The following is a 19,638-nucleotide window of genomic DNA, read 5'->3' as shown; positions in this document are numbered from 1 at the left end:
GCGTCCGCCCACGGCGGCGTACCGATGAAGAACCGCCGCGCACTGCCTCCCATCCGGACTTTCACCGTCGGTCCAGGAATCTCACCTGGTCAACCGGCCGCTGGCTGCGGACGGGTCGCGGACTATAACCGCCGGTTCGGAATTGCACCGACCCCGGAGTGCGCTGCTACTGGTACGGAACCAGTCTGCCACGGACGCTCCTCGGCCATGCGGGTGAGCACTGTGGGCTGGGTCACAGGGGGACCGGCGAGATCCCGCCATGTAGGGCCGATGAGCGGCCGACAACGTAGTCGTTTCGACCCGACAACGTAGTCATTCAGAAAGTTGAGCGCTAAAGGTCCAGACCTATTGACGCACTGGTCTAGTCCTCTTAATCTCTGCGTCACCTCCGAGGTTCGGTCCCACGGTGTGCGCACACCGGGACCCCGACACGACCCACCCCCTTGCCAGTTGTGTTCTGCCGACCTCCCCAGGAGGAACGTCCACATGCTGTCCCCCACCAGAGCGAGAGCCACGCTGCTCGCCGCCGGCGCCGCGATCGCCGGCCTCCTGATGACCTCCCTCGCCGCCACCCCGTCCGCCGCCGCCACCGACCACGAGTCCTGTCGCCCGGACGGGCTGTACAAGACCCCCGGCGTCGACGTCCCCTACTGCTCCGTCTACGACGGTGAGGGCCGCGAGAAGATGGGCGACGACCACAAGCGCCGCGTCATCGGCTACTTCACCAACTGGCGCACCGGCAAGGACGGCAAGGACGCCTACCTGGTCCCGAACATCCCCTGGGGCAAGGTCACGCACCTCAACTACGCCTTCGCGCACGTCGACAGCTCCAACAAGCTCTCGGTCGGCCCCGACAGCGCCGACAACGCCTCCACCGGAATGACCTGGCCCGGTGTCGCAGGCGCCGAGATGGACCCGACGCTCCCCTACAAGGGGCACTTCAACCTCCTGACCAAGTACAAGAAGCAGTACCCGGACGTGAAGACCCTGGTCTCCGTGGGCGGCTGGGCCGAGACCGGCGGCTACTTCGGCCCGGACGGCAAGCGCGTCAACTCCGGCGGCTTCTACTCGATGGCGACCAACGCGGACGGCTCGGTCAACCAGAACGGCATCAACACCTTCGCCGACTCGGCCGTGGCCTTCATCAAGAAGTACGGCTTCAACGGCGTCGACATCGACTACGAGTACGCCACGTCCATGAAGGACGCGGGCAACCCGATGGACCACACGCTGGCCAACGGCCGCCGCGCCGGTCTGGTCAAGGGCTACGACGCCCTGATGAAGACCCTGCGCGAGAAGCTCGACCGCGCGGGCGCCACGGACGGCAAGCACTACCTGCTGACCGTCGCCGCCCCCTCCTCCGGCTACCTGCTGCGGGGCATGGAGACGTACCAGATGCAGAAGTACCTGGACTACGTCAACATCATGTCCTACGACCTGCACGGCGCCTGGAACGAGTACGTCGGCCCGAACGCTACCCTGTTCGACGACGGCAAGGACGCCGAACTGGCCCAGGCGAGTGTGTACTCCACCTCGCAGTACGGCGGCATCGGCTACCTCAACACCGACTGGGCCTACCACTACTTCCGCGGCTCCATGCCGGCCGGCCGCATCAACATCGGCCTGCCCTACTACACCCGCGGCTTCCAGAACGTCCAGGGCGGCACGGACGGCCTGTGGGGCAAGGCGGCCACGACCAACTGCCCGGCGGGCGCGGGGCTGACCAAGTGCGGTGACGGCGCGGTCGGCATCGACAACCTGTGGCACGACAAGGACGACAACGGCAAGGAATCGCCCGCCGGTTCCAACCCGATGTGGCACGCGAAGAACCTGGAGAAGGGCATCGTCGGCGACTACCTCACCGACTACGGCTTCCCCGCGAACACCAAGCTGACCGGTACCTACGCCCGTAAGTACGACTCCACGCTGGTCGCCCCGTGGCTGTGGAACGCCCAGAAGAAGGTCTTCCTGTCCACGGAGGACGAGCAGTCGGTGAAGGCCAAGGCCGACTACGTCGTCGACAAGGGCATCGGCGGCACGATGATCTGGGAGCTGGCGGGCGACTACCAGTGGAACGCGGCGAAGGGCCAGTACGAGACCGGCAACACGCTGACCAGCGCGATGTACGACGCGTTCAAGTCGGCCACCCCGTACGGCGCGAAGCGCTCCACCATCGCCCTGCCCACCGAGGCCGTGAACATCGACGTCTCCTTCGGCCAGTTCGCGCTGGGCGACTCCAACTACCCGATCAGCCCCAAGCTGAAGATCACCAACCGGACCCAGGCCACGCTGCCCGGCGGCACGGAGTTCCAGTTCGACTACTCCACCTCCGCTCCGGCCAACGCCAAGGACCAGTCCGGCTTCGGTACGACGATCATCCGCAGCGACCACACGGCGGCCAACAACATCGGCGGCCTCAAGGGCGACTACAACCGGGTCTCCCTGAAGCTCCCGGCCTGGCAGACCCTGGCCCCCGGCGCGTCGGTGGAGCTGGACTTCGTCTACTACCTGCCGACGTCCACGCCGTCCAACTGGACCGTGACCTTCGGCGGCAAGTCCTACTCCCTGGCCGGTGACCTGGCACGCGGTACGAAGGTGGTCGAGCCCGGCACCGGCACGAACCCGACCCCGACTCCCACCCCGACCCCGGACCCGACCGGCCCCACCCCGACGCCGACGCCCACCCCGACGCAGCCGGGCGGCACGTGCACGGCCCCGGCGTGGAACGCGGCCACCGAGTACGGCGGCGGCTCCACCGTCAGCCAGGACGGCCGCCAGTGGAAAGCCTCGTGGTGGACGAAGGGCGAGAAGCCCGGGACCACCGGCGAGTGGGGCGTCTGGAAGAACCTCGGCGCCTGCTAGCGGTCGTACGGAGGTGAGCGGGCCCCCGCTCACCTCCGGCCACTCCACCGAAGCCCCGGCGGTCCACCGCCGGGGCTTCCCGCGCTTCCGGTCCCGGGGGGGGCTCCCGGTCCGTGGGCCCCTGGTCCCGTGCGCTCCCGGTCCGTGGGCTCCCGTTCCCGTGCGCTCCCGCATGACTGTGGGGCCGATCAGCCGCCCGGTGCGAACAGCGCGTCCTGGGCCGCGTCCCGGGCCGCGATCAGCGCCCCGCGCAGCACGGCCCCGTCCCCCAGCGAACCGGCGCGGACCTCGGTGCTCAGCGGCGACAGCGCGTTCAGCCGCTCCTGGACCCGGGCGGCGAGCGGGGCCCCGCCGGCCTCGCCCACCGCGCCCGCCAGGAGTACGCAGCCGGGGTCCAGGACCGAGACCACGGCGGCGGCCCCGAGGGCGAGGCGGTCGGCCAGCTCGTCCAGGAACGGCTCCCCCCGCTCCCCCGCCTCCAGCGCGGCGCGCACGGCGGCCACGGCGGTCGCCTCCTCCCGGCCCTCTGTCCCGGGCGCCTCCGCCCGGCCCGCCGTCCCGGGCGCCTCGACGCCGTGCCGGGCGGCGAGTTCGCAGAGGGCCGCCGAGCCGGCCAGGGAGTAGAACCCGCCCTCGCAGTCGACGGCCGAGGGCAGCCCGGCCACCCCGGGCACCGGCAGGAAGCCGATCTCCCCCGCGCCGCCGGACGCCCCCTGCCGCAGCTTGCCGTCCAGCATCACGGCGGCCCCGATGCCCTGGCCCAGCCAGATCAGGACGAAGGTCTCACGGTCGCGGGCGGCCCCGGCCCGGTGCTCCGCGACGGCGGCGAGGTTGGTCTCGTTCTCGACCAGTACGGTCGCGGGCAGCCGCTCCTGGAGCACCCGGACCAGGTCCCGGTGCCAGGCGGGCAGCCCGGAGCTGTCGCGCAGTTCGCCGGTGGCCGGATCGATCAGGCCCGGGGCCCCGATGCCGACGCTGTGCAGGGCGACGGCCCCCGCCTCGCGGGCGGTGCGCTCCAGCAGCGCGAAGGACTGCTCGACGGCGGGCCCGGTCCCGGCGTCGCCCGCGATGGGCAGGGTGGCTTCCGCGAGCGTGGTCCCCAGCAGGTCGGCGACGACCACGGAGACGCTGCCGGTGCGCACGTCGAGGGCGGCGAGATGCGCCCGGTCGGCGACGATCCCGTACAGCTTCGCGTTGGGACCCCGGCGGACCGCCCCGGACTCGCCGACGACATGGATCAGCCCGGCGTCCCGGAGCCGTTCCACCAGATCGGCCACGGTGGGGCGGGAGAGTCCGGTCAGGGTCTTGAGCTGCGTGGCCGTCAACGGGCCGTCCCGCTGGAGCAGTCGCAGGGCGAGCCGGTCGTTGATGGCCCGAGCGGTGCTCGGTGATGCGGGCATACCGGGATCCTTCCAGATCACTGCGGAGCCCCTTCCCCGGGTCGACGGCGGGAGCAGTCCGAAAGAACTATTTATCAGGCAGGGTTCCTGATAGTTTACGCGACGCAGTGGGAGCGGGAGCGCCGGGAGAAGTCCCCCGCACCGGAATCCAGGGGAGGACAGCACCGCATGACGAAGGAACAGACCGCCACGGTCTACAGCGTGGAGCAGGTGAAGCGGGCCAGGATCGCCGTCGCCGCCGTCTTCACTGTGCACGGGGCGGTGACCGGCAGCTTCGCGACCCGGGTGCCCTGGATCCAGGACCACGCGGACGTGAGCGCGGGCCAGTTGGGCCTGGCGCTGGCCTTCCCGGCGATCGGCGCGTCGATCGCGATGCCGCTGGCGGGCCGGATCAGCCACCGCTTCGGCGCGCGGACCGCCCTGCGCGGGCTGCTCGCACTGTGGACGCTCGCCCTGATCCTGCCCGCGCTCGCGCCGAACCTGCTGACGCTCTGCGCCGTCCTGTTCGTCTACGGGGCCACCGCCGGCATGTCCGATGTGGCGATGAACGCCCTGGGGGTGGAGGTGGAGAACCGTCTCGACAAGTCGATCATGTCGGGGCTGCACGGGATGTGGAGCGTGGGTGCGCTGATCGGTTCGGCGGCGGGCACGGTCGCCGCCCATGTCGGCGCGGACGCCCGTCTCCACCACACGCTGGCCGCCCTGGTGCTGACGGTGCTGGGCCTGGCCGCCTGCCGGAACGTGCTGGACCTGCGCAGCGAACCGGACGAGGAGCCGCCGCCGCGCTTCACCCTGCCGCCGAAGTCGGCGCTGATCATCGGCGCGGTGGGGTTCTGCGCGGTGTTCGCGGAGGGCGCCAGCCTGGACTGGTCGGCGGTCTATCTGCGGGACGTCCTGGGCGGCTCGGACGGGGTCGCGGCCGCCTCCACCACGGCCTTCGCCCTGATGATGGCGGTGGCGCGGCTCGCCGGGGACCGGATCGTGGACCGGTTCGGCGCGGTCAGGACCGTACGGACGGGAGGGCTGCTGGCCACCGCGGGCGGCCTGCTGGTGGTGTTCTCGCCCGCTCCGGCACCGGCGATGTGCGGTTTCGGGCTGCTGGGCCTGGGCGTGGCGGTCGTGGTGCCGCTGGCCTTCGCGGCCGCCGGGCGCAGCGGGCCGAACGCGAGCCAGGCCATCGCGGGCGTCGCCACCATCACGTACACCTCGGGCCTGATCGCCCCGTCCGCGATCGGCTCGCTGGCGGAGGCGACCTCGCTGGTGGTGTCCTTCGGCGTGGTGACGGTGCTGGCCTTCGGCCTGGTGCTGGGGGCCGGCGTGCTGCGGGCGGGCGACCGGAAGGCCACGGGCGCGGCGGTGGGCGGCACGGCGGCGAAGAGCCCGACCGGGAGCTGAGCCCGGCCGCGATGGTACGGGGACGGGACGCGGCGGGGCGGGGACGGGACGCGGGCGGGGCGGCGGCGCGGCCCGCGACCGCCCTCGGCGCGGCCGCCGTCCGCCCCGCCACTACCATGGCGCTGATCTTTTCCGCAGGTGAACACCGCACACCGGACCGCGGACGCGGACCGGCCGGCACACCGAGCAGACCTTCAGGGAGCAACCATGAGCCTCGGCGTGCGCTGGACCTTGCACGGCGACGGGAAGACCCTCGCGCCGGGCGAGGTCGTCCGACCGGATGAACGGCTCACCTGGGGGCGCACCGCCGGCCTCGGCGGACAGCATGTGGTCTCGATGATCGGGGCCTGCTTCGTGGCCCCGATCCTGATGGGGCTGGACGCCAACCTCGCCGTCATGGCGTCGGGTGCGGCCACCATCCTCTTCCTGCTCATCACCCGGGGCCGTATCCCCAGCTATCTCGGCAGCAGCCTGTCGTTCATCGGCGTGGCCGCCGTCATCAAGACGCAGGGCGGCGACGCGGCGACGCTCACCGGCGCGCTGCTGGTCGTCGGCGCGGTCCTCTTCCTGTGCGGGGCGGTCGTCCGCGCCCTCGGGGCCCGTGTCATCCACGCCGTCCTGCCGCCGGTGGTCACGGGCGCGGTGGTCATGCTGATCGGGTTCAACCTGGCTCCCGTCACCGCCGGCACCTACTGGCCCCAGGACCAGTGGACCGCGCTGCTCACCATGCTCTTCACGGGTTTCGCCCTCGTCGTGCTGCGCGGCTTCTGGTCGCGTATCGCGATCTTCCTCGGCCTGGCCTTCGGCTACCTGGTCTCCTGGGTCTTCGACCGCGTCTTCGGCAAGATCCACTCCCCGGCCGGAGGCGCCGAAGCGGTCGACCACTGGCGTCTCGACCTCTCAGGGGTGGCTCAGGCCGACTGGGTCGGCCTTCCCGCCTTCCACGCGCCGAGCTTCTCGCTCTCCGCCGTTCTCGTGGCCCTGCCCGTGGTCATCGCGCTCATCGCCGAGAACGCCGGACACGTCAAAGCCGTGGGCGAGATGACCGGCGACCCCCTCGACGACAAGCTCGGCACGGCGATCATGGCCGATGGTGCGGCCACCGTGATGGCGACATCGGTCGGCGGCCCGGCCACGACCACGTACGCCGAGAACATCGGCGTCATGGCCGCCACCCGCGTCTACTCGACCGCCGCCTACTGGTGCGCCGCCGGCTTCGCGATCCTGTTCGGGCTGTGCCCCAAGTTCGGCGCTGTCGTGGCCGCCATCCCCGGCGGCGTCCTCGGCGGCATCACCGTCATCCTCTACGGCATGATCGGCCTGCTGGGCGCCCAGATCTGGATCCGCTCCCGCGTCGACCTCTCCAACCCGCTCCACCTCGTGCCCGTGGCCGCGGGACTCATCGTGGGGATCGGCAACGTCAGCCTGTCGTTCACCGACAACTTCGAGCTCAGCGGCATCGCGCTGGGCACGTTGATCGTCGTCGTGGGCTACCACGCCCTCCGGGCCCTGGCCCCCGACCACATGAAGGCCGAGCCGCCGCTCACCGAGTCGGCCGACCCGGGCCCGGCGCACGGCGCGTAGCGCAGGTCCACGGGTCCAGGAGTCCGCGCGGGCAGGAGCCGGCCGCTCAGGCACGGCAACGGCATCGGCTCCCGGGGCCCATCCGCACCGCCGAGAACCCCACGCCGTCCGCCCCGAGCGCCGACACCCCCGTGCCTGCGCCTGCCTACTTCTTCGTGCTGCCGGTCACCGACACGACGAACCGTCCATCGACCTCGATGACGGCGAGGTCGGCGACCGGCGCCGCCGAAGGTCCGAGGACGAACCGATGCTCGGCCCCCATCCGGTCGCCGCGCACCTCGCGGACCTCCAGCGCGTCGACATCCCCGGCGTCGAGCCCGGCGACCCACTCCACCGCCTCATCGACGCTCTCGCCTTCCTGGAGGTAGCGGCAGACAGCCTCGTCGGACTCGTCCCGGGCCGCCGCGTCCAGGAACCGGCTCACCGCGTCCTTGCCGGACCCCGCGCCACTGCCGCAGCCGGTCTCCTCACCGCAGGCCGTCGCCAGCAGGCTCACCGACGCCACGAGGGCGAGCCATGCCGGCAGACGGCCTACGGTCCTGCTCACACCTTGTGTGCCCACGCTGTCCTGCCCCCGGGTGTTGATCGCGGTGAACGACTTGTCCACCACCTGATGTCATGAGATCGGGAAATCCCACAGGCGTCTCCGCACGAATCGCGAGACCGCGCTCCGGGAGCGTTCACGGGGCCGGCAGGGCGAACACCCGTGCATGGTCGCCTTGTTACGCTGCCAACGGGAGGAACGCATCCCTGAGCGCGGCCCTCATCAGCCCGATGCGTCGACGAACGCGCCGTGGGAGGTGTCGGGGTGGGGGACGCCTTCTACGCGGAGTTCTTCGCAGACATGCTTCCGAAGGTGCACCGCTTCATCCGGGCGAGATTCCCTTCCGGGCTCGCCGAGGACCTGGCCAGCGAGACGATGCTCACCGTGTGGCGCAAACAGGTGCCCGCCCCCACCGACGACGTGGGGTTACGGCAGTTGCGCAGCCTGACCTACAGGATCGCCGCAGGTCACATCTCCAACGCGGCGAGGAAGGCGGCCCGGGAATCGGACGCGCTCCGACAGGGAGTGCTCCCCGTCGCTCCTGGAGTCGACCCCACGTACGAGGCGGTCGTGCCGGTGGTGCTGGCCGGGGCGATCGCCCAGCTCGACCTCGACGACCGTCAGGTACTGAACCTGATGATCGCCGGGTTCCGCACCGCGGAGATCGCGGACGCCCTCGGGATCACCGCGAAAGCGGCATCCATGCGCCTGGCGCGTGCACGCCGACGACTCGACCGGAGGCTCACCACCGGCGCGGAGGAGGCGGCCACCGAAGAGCCGGCGTGAAGGGCCTCCCGTACGGCCGGGGCGTGAGAGCCTCCTGTACGGCGGAGGCGTGAAGGGCCTCCCTCCGTACGAGCCGGATGTCAGCGTCGCAGGATCGGCCGGCCGCAGGATCACCCCGTGGCCAGTTCGTAGGCGTACTCCGGGGTGAACGAGCCCGCCGCACCCGAGCAGCCGTCCGACTCCCCCGGCAGCTTCACCCACAGGTACGCGTCGATGCCGCTCTCGCCGGTCCGGGTCGTCGGGGTCTGCCCCAGGGCCCGGCCCGCCGGGTCGCACCACTGGCCCGCCGGGGGCGCGCCGTTGCCGTTGCGGCTGGTGTCGACGACCGCGCCGAGGCGGGCGGGGCCGTCGAGGGCGGCGAGCACGCGGCGGGCGTAGGCGGTCTCGTCGGCGGTGCGGTGGAAGTTGGCCACGTTGGTGAAGATGCCGTCGCCGCTGGTGGCCGCCCCGGCCGCCCGGAGCGCGGCCGCCTGCTTCGCGGGGGCGTGCCAGCCGGAGTGGCCGCCGTCGAAGTAGACCCTGGCCCGGGGGTTCGCGGCGCGCAGGGTGTCTCCGGCGCGGGCCAGCGAGGCGAAGCGGGCCGCGCGTTCGGGGGCGGTGAGGCAGTCGGAGAGGGCGATGGCGTCGGGTTCCAGGATCACGATGGCCGGGCCCTTGCCGAGCCCCTGGGCGAACTCCCGTATCCAGGCGTCGTACGCCGCGAGATCCGGCGCCCCGCCCTGCGAGGCCCCGCCGCAGTCCCGGTCGGGGATGGCGTACGGCACGAGCACCGGGGTCCGCCCGGCGGCGGCCGCGCCCCGGGTGACCCCGCGGACCTGCCCGGCGATCTCCCCCGGGTTGTGGGCCGCGAACCAGACCGCCGCGGGCTGCGCCGCGATCCGGGACTCGATGAGCGGGCGGCGCGGGTCGTCGGGGTTGGCCCGCACCCAGTCCAGGACCTGGGACCCGGGGTGCCGGAAGAGGCGGTTCCGGGGGGCCGGGGCCGGTGCGGCCGGGCCGGCGGAGGTCGCGGAGGGGGCGGCGCTCGTACGGGGAGCGGTGGGCGACGGTGACGCGGGAGGCGGTGTCGGCGCGGGGCGTGTCGAGGGCGGCGCGGCAGGCGGCGGCGGGGCGCTCGGGGTCGGAACCGCCGGGAGCGGCTGGAGGACCGGCCCGGGCGTCGGCTCCGGGGCGGCCGTGGTGCGCCGTTCGTCCTGTCCGGCGTCGATCAGCCCGGCCGTGGCGCCGATCGCCACGACCGCCGTCGCGACGGCCAGCAGGGCGTGCCGGCGGGCGGCGCGTCGGCGCTCCCGGTGTGCGATGCGGCGTCGTGCGTGTGTGCCCGGCACTCCTCGATCCCCTTTTCCGGCACCGTTGTTCGCCCGTTCCGATGAACCTCCGGCCGGGCGGCGCCGTGGCGAGCCTATGGCTGGGACGCTCCGCACATGGTGCAGATCGAGCAGTCCGCAGAACCGGCCGGCCCCGGGATTCCGGTGGCGCAGACGCTCGCGGGGATCGAGCGGATGCGTGCGTGGGGCGGCCGGTGGCCGGGCGGGGACGGTGTCGGGGTCTTCAACGAGGCGTATCTCGCCGTCGCCCAGACGGTGCGCGGGCAGGCCGGGCGGGGCGTCCCCCGCGACGGGGAAACCGCCGACACCCTGGAGGAACGGCTCATGGAGCGCTATCTGTGGGCCGTCGACACGGCGGAGGCGGGCGGGCGTCTGCCGGAGTGCTGGCGTCCGCTCCTCCCCCGCCGTCGCCATCCCGGCGTACGGCCGGTGCAGTTCGCCCTGGGCGGTCTCCATGCGCACGTCGCGCACGACCTCGCCCTGGCCGTGGTGGACGCCTGTCGTACGCGGGACTGCGCCCCGGCGGAGCTGGAGGGGGAGTTCGAGCGGGTGGGTGATCTCCTCGCGTTGCTGGAGGAGCGGATCCGCGACGATCTGACGCCGGGCCCCGATCTTCTGCGGATCGCGGATCCGCTGACCCATCTGGTGAGTTCCTGGAGCCTGGAGCGGGCCCGGGAGGCCGCCTGGTCGGCGGCCCGGGTGCTCTGGCAGCTGCGTGGACTCCCCTCGCTGGCCGAGGAGTTCCGGCAGCGGACCGACGCGGGGGCCGGGCTGGTGGTGCGCCTCTGGCTCACCCCCTGCCGCTGACGCCCGCGTACGGCCCCCGGCTTCGGCTCAGTCCTCCGGAAGCTCCACCGGTGCGATCTCGTCGAACACGTCGCCGGGGCCGGGGTTGGTCGGGTCGGTGGCCCCGCCGAACTGGTGCATGACGCCCCACACCGCGTTCAGCGCGGTCTGCACCGCGCCCTCGGCCCAGCCGGCCGTCCAGGAGATGTCGTCGCCCGCCAGGAACAGGCCCCGCTTGTCGGCGGGCAGCCGGTCCTGCATGAAGTGGGTGAACAGCCGCCGCTGGTAGCGGTAGTGGCCGGGCAGGTTCGCCTTGAACGCGCCCATGAAGTAGGGCTCGTTCTCCCAGGAGACGGTGACCGGGTTGCCGATGATGTGACTGCGGACGTCGACGTTCGGGTAGATCTCCCCGAGCGACTTGAGCATGACCTCCATGCGCTCCTTCGGGGAGAGCGGCAGCCACTTGAGGCTGTCGTCGCACCACGTGTAGGAGAGGCAGATGACGGCGGGCTTGTCCGGCCCGTCGTCCAGCAGGTAGGTGCCCCGGGTCATCCGGTCGGTGAGCGTCATCGACATGGTGTCGCGGCCGGTGGTCTCGTCCTTGTCCAGCCAGAACGGCCGGTCCACCGGCACGAACAGCTTGGACGACTCCATGTAGTGGGTGCGCTCCATCGCCGTCCAGTGGTCGATCGGGAAGAGCGCGTCATCGCAGTCGATCTTGGAGAGCAGCAGCCAGGACTGCCCGGTGAAGACGGCGGCCCGGAAGGTGCGGATGTCGCCGGTGGCGTCGGTGACGGTGATGCGGTTGCCCGCCGTACGGGTCAGCCGGGTCACGGCGCCGCGCGGCTCGCCGCCGTGCAGGGAGGCCAGCGAGGTGCCCAGCGGCCAGTGGACGATCTTCTGCGGCTCGCGGTCCCACAGGCGCAGCGGGAGCTGCTGGCTGCCGCCGACGATGCCCCGGTGGTGGTCGTCGGCCTCGGTGTAGACGACTCGCAGGATCTCCAGGATGGAGTTGGGGAAGTCGGTGTCCCAGCCGCCGGTGCCGAAGCCGACCTGGCCGAAGATCTCGCGGTGCCGGAAGGACTTGAAGGCGTCGGAGGCGCAGAGGAAGCCGTAGAAGGTCTGGTTGTCGAGCTGCTCGACGAGCTTGGCCCAGATCTCCCGGATGCGCGGTACGTCGCGCTCGCGCAGCGCCCGGTTCATGTCGGAGAAGTCCGCGCCCTGCTCCAGGCAGGCGTTCCAGGCGTCGGCCACATCGCGGTAGACCTGCGGCAGGTCGTCGATGGTCTCGGCGTAGTGCGACTCGCCCTTGAGGTCCACGACGGTCGAGGGGGTGGCCGGGGAGAGCGGGTTGGGGAAGTCCCGGGTCTCCAGGTCCACCAGGTCGATGTAGTGCTGGAGCGCCGTGGAGGACGGCGGGAAGCGCATCGCGCCCATCTCGGCGGTGAGCGAGGGGTCGCAGCCGTCGAAGCCGACGGTGCGCAGCCGGCCGCCGATCCGGTCCGCCTCGTAGACGACGGGCTTCAGCCCCATCTTCATCAGCTCGTACGCGGCGATGATCCCGGAGAGCCCGCCGCCGATGACGGCGACCTCCTGGCCGTGCTCGGTCGCCGGTATCTGGCCGAGACCGGCCGGGTGGGCGAGGAAGTCGTCGTACGCGTACGGGAAGTCCGGCCCGAACATGGTGATCGGCGGGGCGGCCGCGTCGGTGTGCTGGATGGCGTTGGGCACCGTGGACGTCATGGGGTGCGGACTCCTTGCGCGATGACTCTGGGGAGAAGGTTTCTTCGGGGAGGGGGCGGGCTCAGCCGAGGGAGCCGTACAGACCGGGGCGGCGGTCGTGCAGATACGGGTTGGCGGCGCGGGACGCGGCCAGGAACTCCGGGTCCACCTCGCCGACGACGAGCTCCTCGCCACGGCCGGCGCGGGTGCGCACCGTGCCGTCAGGGCCGGCCAGGCAGCTCAGCCCGACGAACTCGAACTCGCCTTCCGGGCCGGTGCGGTTGACGTACGCCACGTACATCTGGCTCTCGAAGGCCCGTACGGGGACGACGGATTCCGCGACGAACTGGAACGGGTGCATCTGCGCGGTGGGCACCAGCAGCAGGTCGGTGCCGGCCAGGGCGTGCGCCCGGACGTTCTCCGGGAATTCGACGTCGTAGCAGATCAGCAGCCCGATCCGGACGCCGTCCAGGTCCGCCTGGACGACGGGCTGGTCGCCGGGGGTGAACCACTCCTGCTCGAAGCAGCCGAAGAGGTGGGTCTTGCGGTAGTTCGCCTGCCGCGCGCCCTCGGGGCCGATGAGCTGGGAGGCGTTGAAGATCCGCTCGCCGTCGCGCTCCGGGTAGCCGTAGAGGACGGCGAGGCCGTGGCGTACGGCGATGTCGGCGACGGCCTGGGCGCCGGGGCCGTCGACGGGCTCGGCCAGCTCGGGGACGGCGTCGCCGATCGCGTACCCGGTGAGGAACAGCTCGGGGGCGACCAGCAGCCGGGCGCCCGAAGCGGCGGCGCGCGCGGCGGCCTCGTCCAGGGTCTTCAGGTTCTGGGCGACGTCGCCGGGCCGGCCGGAACTCTGGAGCAGGGCGGTGCGCAACGACGGCATGGCTGACCTCGGACGGTGCGGGCGGAGTGGGGAGACGTATCGAAGGTACGTGGCGTCTCTCGCCCCGGACAAGGCGCGAGCGTTGCGCGTCGACCGTCGATTCGTTGCGCGCGCGGGCGCTGTGGCGGCGATACGTTGCGTGGAGGATCACCGCAGGTCAGGGGGGTGATGTGGGCCACTGTTCCGGGGCCCTGGCCCGGGCCTGCGGGGGCTGCCTCCGAGGGCGGCCCCTCAGGCCGGCGGGGCCTCCGCCGAGTACCTGCGCAGCAGCGGTGAGAGCACCAGCACCGACTTCGTGCGCTCCACGTACGGCTCGCCCGCGATCCGCTCCAGGACCTGCTCGAAGTGGCGCATGTCGGCGGCGAACACCTGGACCACCGCGTCCGCGTCGCCCGTGACGGTGGAGGCCGAGGCGATCTCCGGGTAGCGGGCGAGGCCCTGCTTGATCGCTTCCGGGGAGGTGTTGCGGCTGCAGTAGATCTCGATGAACCCCTCGGTCTCCCAGCCGAGCGCCGCCGGGTCGACGCGCACGGTGAAGCCGGTGATCGCGCCCTCGGCCCGCAGCCGGTCGACGCGGCGTTTCACGGCGGGGGCGGAGAGGCCGACGATCGCGCCGATGTCGGCGTACGAGCGCCGGGCGTCTTCGGCGAGGGCGTGGACGATGCGTTCGTCGAGGTCGTTCAGGCGCACGTCGGGCGGTTCACTTCTCTGCGGTGGGGTCTCCTGCGGGAGGCGGCGGGCGCCGCCTCCCGCAGTAGACCATGAGCCGCCGTCGCGGGCGCGCTCGGCGCAGGGGGCGGCCGGCCGGCGAGGAAGACGCCGACCGGCCGAAGGGCAGGTGGCCCGGAAGGTCAGAAGGGGAACTGCGAGCGGCCGTGCTGCACGGAGATCCACTTCTGGGTGGTGAAGGCGTCGATCATCGACTCGCCGTTCAGCCGGCCGAGGCCCGAGCTCTTCTCGCCGCCGAAGGGGACGATGGGCTCGTCGTGGACGGTGCCGTCGTTGATGTGGATCATGCCGGTGCGGATGCGCTGCCCGATCCGCACGCCGCGCTCGATGTTGCCGGTGTGGACGGCGCCGCTGAGCCCGTACGGGGTGTCGTTGGCGATGCGGACGGCCTCGTCCTCGCCGTCGAAGGGGACGAGGAGGGCGACGGGGCCGAAGATCTCCTGCTGGAGGACCGGCGAGTCGGCGGCGAGGCCGGTGAGGACGGAGGGGCTGACCAGGTTGCCGTCCGCGCGGCCGTGCAGGAGGGCGGTGGCGCCGGCCTCGACGGTCTGGTCGACGAGCCGGGAGATGGACTCGGCCTGCGAGGAGTTGATCAGCGGGCCGATCTGGGTGGCGGGGTCGGCGGGGTCGCCCACGGTGAGGGAGGCGACCTTGGCGACGAACTTCTCGGTGAACTCCTGCTCGATCGAGCGGTCGACCAGGATCCGGTTGGCGGCCATGCAGACCTGGCCCTGGTGGACGTAACGGCTGAAGACCGCGGCGTCGACCGCGTAGTCGACGTCGGCGTCGTCGAGCACGATCAGGGCGCTGTTGCCGCCGAGTTCGAGGACGACCCGCTTGAGGTTGGCGGCGCAGACGGTCGCGACGTGGCGGCCGACCTTGTCGGAGCCGGTGAAGGAGATGACCTGCGGCACGGGGTGCTCCAGCAGGGTGTCGCCGATCTCCGCGATGTCGGTGATCACGACGTTGAGCAGTCCGGCGGGCAGCCCGGCGTCCTCGAAGATCCTGGCCAGCAGGGTGCCGCCGCAGATCGGGGTGTTCTGGTGCGGCTTGAGGACGACGGCGTTGCCGAGGGCGAGGGCGGGGGCCACGGACTTGAGGGAGAGCAGGAAGGGGAAGTTGAAGGGGCTGATGACCCCGACGACCCCGGCCGGCACCCGGTAGACCCGGTTCTCCTTGCCCTCGGTCGGCGAGGGGAGGATCTGCCCGGACGGGCGCAGGGCGAGATGGATGGCCTCGCGGAGGAACTCCTTGGCGAGATGCAGCTCGAAGCCCGCCTTCAGGCGGGTGCCGCCGAGCTCGGCGACGATCGCCTCGCCGATCTCCGGCTCGCGCTCCTCGACGAGGCGCAGCGCCTTCTCCAGGACCGTGCGCCGGGTGTACGGGTTGGTGTCGGCCCACGCCTGCTGGGCCCGCTCGGCGGCGCGGTATGCCTGGTCGACCTCTTCGGCGGTGGCGACGGCGATCGAGGCGAGCTTCTCCCCGTCGAAGGGGTTGAAGTCGATGATGTCCCAGGACCCCTTCCCCGGCCGCCACTCGCCGTCGATGTACTGATGGGCCAGGTCAGTGAAGAAGGACATGAGATCCCTTACCGCAGAGAGGCAGGCAGCTGATTGGGCTTCATATTACTTATATTCGGCCCGAGTTGAAGCGGCCTCCCGGCCACCTCCGGGGCGCCCGTGAACGACTCCGCCCCTCCCGGCGTGAAGCACCGGAAGGGGCGGGGATGTCGGGGTTTCGCGGGATCAACTCCAGCTGGCGTGCAGCGGCTTGCCCTCGGCGTATCCGGCGGCGCTCTGGACGCCGACGACCGCCTTGTCGGCGAACTCCTCCAGGGACGCGGCACCGGCGTAGGTGCAGGAGGAGCGGACGCCCGCGATGATCGAGTCGATCAGGTCCTCGACGCCCGGACGGGTCGGGTCGAGGAACATCCGCGAGGTGGAGATGCCCTCCTCGAAGAGCGCCTTCCGGGCCCGGTCGTACGCGGACTCGTCCGACGTGCGGTTCTTCACGGCGCGCGCCGAGGCCATCCCGAAGGACTCCTTGTAGTAGCGGCCGTCCGCGGACTGCTGGAGGTCGCCGGGCGACTCGTACGTCCCCGCGAACCAGGAGCCGATCATCACGTTGGACGCGCCGGCGGCGAGCGCCATGGCGACATCGCGCGGGTGGCGGACGCCGCCGTCCGCCCAGACGTGCTTGCCGTGCTTCCTCGCCTCGGCGGCGCACTCCAGGACGGCGGAGAACTGCGGCCGGCCGACGCCGGTCATCATCCGGGTGGTGCACATGGCGCCGGGGCCGACGCCGACCTTGATGATGTCCGCGCCCGCCTCGATCAGGTCGCGCACGCCCTCGGCGGCGACGATGTTGCCCGCGACGATCGGGACCCGCGGGTCCAGGGCCCGTACGGCGCGGACCGCGCTGATCATGGATTCCTGGTGGCCGTGGGCGGTGTCCACCACGAGGGTGTCGACGCCAGCGTCCAGGAGCTGCTTGGCCTTGCCCGCCACGTCGCCGTTGATGCCCACGGCCGCCGCGATGCGCAGCCTGCCGTGGTCGTCGGTGGCGGGGGTGTAGAGGGTGGCGCGCAGGGCGGCCTTGCGGGTGAGGATGCCGACGAGCCGGCCGTCCTCGTCCACGGCGGGGGCGAGCTTGCGGTTGGCGCCGTCGAGCTTGTTGAACGCGTCGCGCGGGTCGATGTCCGCGTCCAAGAGCACCAGGTCCCGGGACATGACCTCGGAGAGCTGGGTGAAGCGGTCGACGCCGGTCAGGTCGTGGTCGGTGACGACGCCCACGGGACGCCGGTCCTCGTCCACGACGACGCCCGCGCCGTGCGCCCGCTTGGGCAGCAGGGACAGGGCGTCGGCGACGGTCTGGCCGGGGGCCAGCTCGATCGGGGTATCCAGGACGAGGTGACGCGTCTTGACCCAGGTGATGACGTCGGTGACGACGTCGATCGGGATGTCCTGGGGGATGACGACGAGACCACCGCGGCGGGCGATGGTTTCGGCCATCCGCCGGCCCGCGATGGCGGTCATGTTGGCCACCACGAGCGGGATGGTCGTGCCGGTGCCGTCCGGCGAGGAGAGGTCCACCGCCTGGCGGGATCCGACGGCCGAGCGGCCCGGGACCATGAAGACGTCGTCGTACGTCAGGTCGTACGGGACGACGGAGGAGTCTGTGTAGCGACCGGTGCCCGGCTCAAGAAAGCGCATAACACTCATTTTTTCATACGAAACGGTGCAGGTCGTTTCCACGAAGACACAGCAAAAGACCCCCGCATTCGTCTGTTCCTCCAAAGGATTCCTGGAGGTCTCCTGGGAGGTGGTTGGGGGGTCCCGGGCAAGTGGAACCTGCCTTACCCACGGACTCTACCCGAACGGGTTTCGAATCATTCGCGATCACCATCCCTGGACCCGGTGACAAGGGGTCAGGTAGCTTCAAATCCGCAGGTCTCGGGGGTGTCCGAGGTGCCGCTCCGGCACATCGGAGACCTCGGCACACCCTTTGACCGGAGAGGACCCCAATCCGCCTGTGGACAGCGAACTGCCGGACATCTACTGCCCGTTCCCCCAGCGGACCAACCCGCACGTCGGGCACACGCGCGGCCACCTGGGCGCCTGGATCAGACAGACGGGCCTGGTGCACCGCGAGTCCGCGATGAACCGCTTCGAACAAGCCGATTTCGGCGCGTTCGTCGGCATGGTCTATCCCACGGCCGATGAGCAGCACCTCGATCTGGTGGCCGACTGGTTCGTCTGGCTGTTCCTGGTCGACGACCAGCTCGACGACGGCCATCTGGGGCGCTCCCCCGAGCGGGTGCGCGATGTGGTCGAGCGGATGCGCGCCGTGGTGGACGGCTCAGCCCCCGCCCCGCTGCCGGGCGAGGAGCCGCCGGCCGCCGTGATCGCCCTGATGGACCTGTGGGAACGTACGACGCCGGACGCGGCCCCCCACTGGCGGACCCGGTTCGCCTGGCACCTGGTCACCTACCTCACCACCGCCACCACCTGGGAGGCGGGGAACCGGGCGGACGGCGTGGTGCCGTCCGAGGAGACGTACATCGCCAAGCGCCGGCACACCGGCGCCATCTACGTCTGCATGGACCTCATAGAGATCGTGACCGGCATCGAGGCCCCGGAGTCGATCCACAACGACCCCCGGTTCATCACGGCCCTGGAAGCCTCCTGCAACCACGTGTGCTGGGCCAACGACGTGTACTCCTTCGAGAAGGAGCAGGTGCTCGGCGAGATCCACAACCTCGTCCACCTGGTCAGCCACCACCGTGGCCTCGGCGAGCAGCAGGCCCTGGACCACGTGGCGGAGCGGCTGGCCCTGGAGACCGAGCGCTTCCTCGCCGCCGAGGACGAGCTGCTGGAGATGCATCCGCAGCTGGCCGGCCTGCTGGTGCCCTATCTCGACGGGATGCGCAGCTGGATGCGCGGGAATCTGGACTGGTCGCGCCAGACCCCGCGCTACAACCCGGCGAACGTCGGCCAGTACGAGGAGCCCCAGGAGTATCTGGAGGAGACCGTGCTGGGCGTCGCCCCCGACCACGCGGAAGCGACGCCGAGCGCGGCGCAGGTTCCGCGCCAGGGGCAGGGCCGCCGGTACGAGCCGCGTCAGGGATAGGGGCACCGGGTCCGAACCGGCCTAGGGGTGGGGGCTCCCGTACGAACCGGCCAGGGCCGGGGAGTCCCGCACGAAGCGCGTCGGGGCGGCACCCAGGTGTCGCGGGTCAGGAGGTTGTTGACGCGACCGGGGCTGTGTACACGTGCCCTCGTTCTGCTGAGCGCAGCGTGATTCTGGTGATCTCCTTGCCGGTGGTGACGATTTCGAGGGTCGCGAGCGGGTGTCCGCCGGGCGCGATGAGGTACATGCTTCGCCTGTCGACCGTGATGCTGCACGCGGCTCGAATCCGGTCGCGGAAGAGTCTTGTCTCGTTCGCGATCGCGGTCGACCCGGCGACGTGGGTGCGGGCGCCACGCGGCAGCAGCGCAGCGTCGGCGTCACGGACACTGTCCGGAGCAAGTATCTGGATCATCGCGCGCGTGTTTCCCGTCTCGGCCGCTGCCAGAAATGCTTCGACGATCCGATGGGCCCCGCGATCCACGTGCTCGACCGACGGGGCGCCTGCGATGCGCTGCCGGGCCCGGCTGGCGTGCTTCTTCGCCGCCGGCACGGTTCCGCCGAGCACATGCGCGATGTGATCGAACGGCACCGAGAACAGGTCGTGCAGGACATACGCCACCCGTTGCGGCGGCGTCAGCTGGTTCAGCAAGACCATCAGCGCCCGAGAGACGCCCTCTTTCCGCAGGAATGCCTCGTCCGCCGTGAGCTGTTCGGCGGGAATGGCTGCCGCCAGCAGAGGCGCTTCGTTACGGCGGCGTCGCATCCGCAGTTCATCGAGGCACACGCTGGCGGTCACTGTCCGCAGCCACGCGGCGGGGTTCTCGATCTCAGCGTCGGATCGCGTGGTCGTGGCCCTCAGCCACGCCGTCTGGACTGCGTCCTGCGCATCATGCGACGAGCCGAGCATTCGGTAGGCGAATGACAGCAGCTGCGGCCTGGCGGCCTCGAATTCTCCGACCGTGATGGGCATCGGGTGTCACCTTCTTGATCTGG

Annotated in this window: 15 protein-coding genes and 1 riboswitch; of the genes, 6 read left to right on the top strand and 9 right to left on the bottom strand. The window is 71.3% G+C overall.

The features are described 5' to 3' along the window. Nucleotides 1–35: 35 nt before the first annotated feature. Nucleotides 36–166, bottom strand: a riboswitch (FMN riboswitch). Nucleotides 167–486: 320 nt separating this feature from the next. Further along, on the top strand, nucleotides 487–2,862 hold the full coding sequence (locus tag ACLJPL_RS27260) for a chitinase C-terminal domain-containing protein (RefSeq protein ID WP_411083581.1): 2,376 nt from the start codon (nucleotides 487–489) through the stop codon (nucleotides 2,860–2,862). Between the two features lie 188 nt (nucleotides 2,863–3,050). Here the strand turns inward: ACLJPL_RS27260 and ACLJPL_RS27255 are convergent, their stop codons facing one another. After that, the gene (locus ACLJPL_RS27255) at nucleotides 3,051–4,262 is read right to left on the bottom strand and encodes an ROK family transcriptional regulator (RefSeq protein WP_411083580.1); all 1,212 of its coding nucleotides are present in this window, start codon (nucleotides 4,260–4,262) and stop codon (nucleotides 3,051–3,053) included. A 168-nt stretch (nucleotides 4,263–4,430) separates the two neighbouring features. Here ACLJPL_RS27255 and ACLJPL_RS27250 point away from each other — a divergent pair, with 168 nt between their 5' ends. Beyond that, a complete protein-coding gene (locus tag ACLJPL_RS27250) occupies nucleotides 4,431–5,657 on the top strand; it encodes an MFS transporter (protein ID WP_411083579.1) in 1,227 nt (408 codons plus the stop codon). A 207-nt stretch (nucleotides 5,658–5,864) separates the two neighbouring features. Next, on the top strand, nucleotides 5,865–7,241 hold the full coding sequence (locus ACLJPL_RS27245; protein ID WP_411083578.1) for a uracil-xanthine permease family protein: 1,377 nt from the start codon (nucleotides 5,865–5,867) through the stop codon (nucleotides 7,239–7,241). Between the two features lie 145 nt (nucleotides 7,242–7,386). On the opposite strand, the gene ACLJPL_RS27240 is transcribed toward ACLJPL_RS27245, so the two are convergent. Further along, the gene (locus tag ACLJPL_RS27240; RefSeq protein WP_411083577.1) at nucleotides 7,387–7,788 is read right to left on the bottom strand and encodes a hypothetical protein; all 402 of its coding nucleotides are present in this window, start codon (nucleotides 7,786–7,788) and stop codon (nucleotides 7,387–7,389) included. A gap of 246 nt (nucleotides 7,789–8,034) precedes the next feature. Between ACLJPL_RS27240 and ACLJPL_RS27235 the strand changes: the two genes are divergently transcribed. Further along, nucleotides 8,035–8,571 (top strand): RNA polymerase sigma factor, encoded by a 537-nt coding sequence (locus tag ACLJPL_RS27235; protein WP_411083576.1) that lies wholly within the window; start codon nucleotides 8,035–8,037, stop codon nucleotides 8,569–8,571. 110 nt (nucleotides 8,572–8,681) lie between these two features. On the opposite strand, the gene ACLJPL_RS27230 is transcribed toward ACLJPL_RS27235, so the two are convergent. Then, nucleotides 8,682–9,899 carry a glycoside hydrolase family 6 protein gene (locus ACLJPL_RS27230; protein ID WP_411083575.1) on the bottom strand — a complete coding sequence of 406 codons (1,218 nt, stop codon included), beginning with the start codon at nucleotides 9,897–9,899 and terminating at the stop codon, nucleotides 8,682–8,684. Between the two features lie 96 nt (nucleotides 9,900–9,995). Between ACLJPL_RS27230 and ACLJPL_RS27225 the strand changes: the two genes are divergently transcribed. Then, nucleotides 9,996–10,706 carry a DUF5995 family protein gene (locus ACLJPL_RS27225; protein WP_411083574.1) on the top strand — a complete coding sequence of 237 codons (711 nt, stop codon included), beginning with the start codon at nucleotides 9,996–9,998 and terminating at the stop codon, nucleotides 10,704–10,706. A 27-nt stretch (nucleotides 10,707–10,733) separates the two neighbouring features. On the opposite strand, the gene ACLJPL_RS27220 is transcribed toward ACLJPL_RS27225, so the two are convergent. From ACLJPL_RS27220 to ACLJPL_RS27200, 5 genes are all read right to left on the bottom strand, one after another. Further along, a complete protein-coding gene (locus tag ACLJPL_RS27220; RefSeq protein WP_411083573.1) occupies nucleotides 10,734–12,428 on the bottom strand; it encodes a flavin monoamine oxidase family protein in 1,695 nt (564 codons plus the stop codon). A gap of 61 nt (nucleotides 12,429–12,489) precedes the next feature. Further along, nucleotides 12,490–13,287 carry a carbon-nitrogen hydrolase family protein gene (locus ACLJPL_RS27215; protein ID WP_411083572.1) on the bottom strand — a complete coding sequence of 266 codons (798 nt, stop codon included), beginning with the start codon at nucleotides 13,285–13,287 and terminating at the stop codon, nucleotides 12,490–12,492. A gap of 231 nt (nucleotides 13,288–13,518) precedes the next feature. Beyond that, nucleotides 13,519–13,977 carry an Lrp/AsnC family transcriptional regulator gene (locus ACLJPL_RS27210; protein ID WP_366820620.1) on the bottom strand — a complete coding sequence of 153 codons (459 nt, stop codon included), beginning with the start codon at nucleotides 13,975–13,977 and terminating at the stop codon, nucleotides 13,519–13,521. Between the two features lie 161 nt (nucleotides 13,978–14,138). After that, the gene (locus ACLJPL_RS27205) at nucleotides 14,139–15,596 is read right to left on the bottom strand and encodes an aldehyde dehydrogenase family protein (protein WP_411083571.1); all 1,458 of its coding nucleotides are present in this window, start codon (nucleotides 15,594–15,596) and stop codon (nucleotides 14,139–14,141) included. A gap of 165 nt (nucleotides 15,597–15,761) precedes the next feature. Then, on the bottom strand, nucleotides 15,762–17,228 hold the full coding sequence (locus ACLJPL_RS27200; protein ID WP_411083570.1) for a GuaB1 family IMP dehydrogenase-related protein: 1,467 nt from the start codon (nucleotides 17,226–17,228) through the stop codon (nucleotides 15,762–15,764). Between the two features lie 319 nt (nucleotides 17,229–17,547). Here ACLJPL_RS27200 and ACLJPL_RS27195 point away from each other — a divergent pair, with 319 nt between their 5' ends. Continuing rightward, nucleotides 17,548–18,645 (top strand): terpene synthase family protein, encoded by a 1,098-nt coding sequence (locus ACLJPL_RS27195; protein ID WP_411083569.1) that lies wholly within the window; start codon nucleotides 17,548–17,550, stop codon nucleotides 18,643–18,645. A 106-nt stretch (nucleotides 18,646–18,751) separates the two neighbouring features. Here ACLJPL_RS27195 and ACLJPL_RS27190 read toward each other — a convergent pair whose 3' ends face one another. Then, nucleotides 18,752–19,615 carry a sigma-70 family RNA polymerase sigma factor gene (locus ACLJPL_RS27190; protein WP_411083568.1) on the bottom strand — a complete coding sequence of 288 codons (864 nt, stop codon included), beginning with the start codon at nucleotides 19,613–19,615 and terminating at the stop codon, nucleotides 18,752–18,754. Nucleotides 19,616–19,638 lie beyond the last annotated feature (23 nt).

Origin of the sequence: Streptomyces sp. cmx-18-6, assembly GCF_046548915.1 — a bacterium.
Lineage (GTDB): Bacteria > Actinomycetota > Actinomycetes > Streptomycetales > Streptomycetaceae > Streptomyces.
This window is presented reverse-complemented; position numbering and strand designations above follow the sequence as displayed.

Bases quoted from the DNA above. Each gene is read 5' to 3' on its own strand.
- ACLJPL_RS27260 (WP_411083581.1), top strand. From the start codon at position 487: ATGCTGTCCCCCACCAGAGCGAGAGCCACGCTGCTCGCCGCCGGCGCC.
- ACLJPL_RS27255 (WP_411083580.1), bottom strand. From the start codon at position 4,262: ATGCCCGCATCACCGAGCACCGCTCGGGCCATCAACGACCGGCTCGCC.
- ACLJPL_RS27250 (WP_411083579.1), top strand. From the start codon at position 4,431: ATGACGAAGGAACAGACCGCCACGGTCTACAGCGTGGAGCAGGTGAAG.
- ACLJPL_RS27245 (WP_411083578.1), top strand. From the start codon at position 5,865: ATGAGCCTCGGCGTGCGCTGGACCTTGCACGGCGACGGGAAGACCCTC.
- ACLJPL_RS27225 (WP_411083574.1), top strand. From the start codon at position 9,996: ATGGTGCAGATCGAGCAGTCCGCAGAACCGGCCGGCCCCGGGATTCCG.
- ACLJPL_RS27220 (WP_411083573.1), bottom strand. From the start codon at position 12,428: ATGACGTCCACGGTGCCCAACGCCATCCAGCACACCGACGCGGCCGCC.
- ACLJPL_RS27215 (WP_411083572.1), bottom strand. From the start codon at position 13,287: ATGCCGTCGTTGCGCACCGCCCTGCTCCAGAGTTCCGGCCGGCCCGGC.
- ACLJPL_RS27205 (WP_411083571.1), bottom strand. From the start codon at position 15,596: ATGTCCTTCTTCACTGACCTGGCCCATCAGTACATCGACGGCGAGTGG.
- ACLJPL_RS27200 (WP_411083570.1), bottom strand. From the start codon at position 17,228: ATGCGCTTTCTTGAGCCGGGCACCGGTCGCTACACAGACTCCTCCGTC.
- ACLJPL_RS27190 (WP_411083568.1), bottom strand. From the start codon at position 19,615: ATGCCCATCACGGTCGGAGAATTCGAGGCCGCCAGGCCGCAGCTGCTG.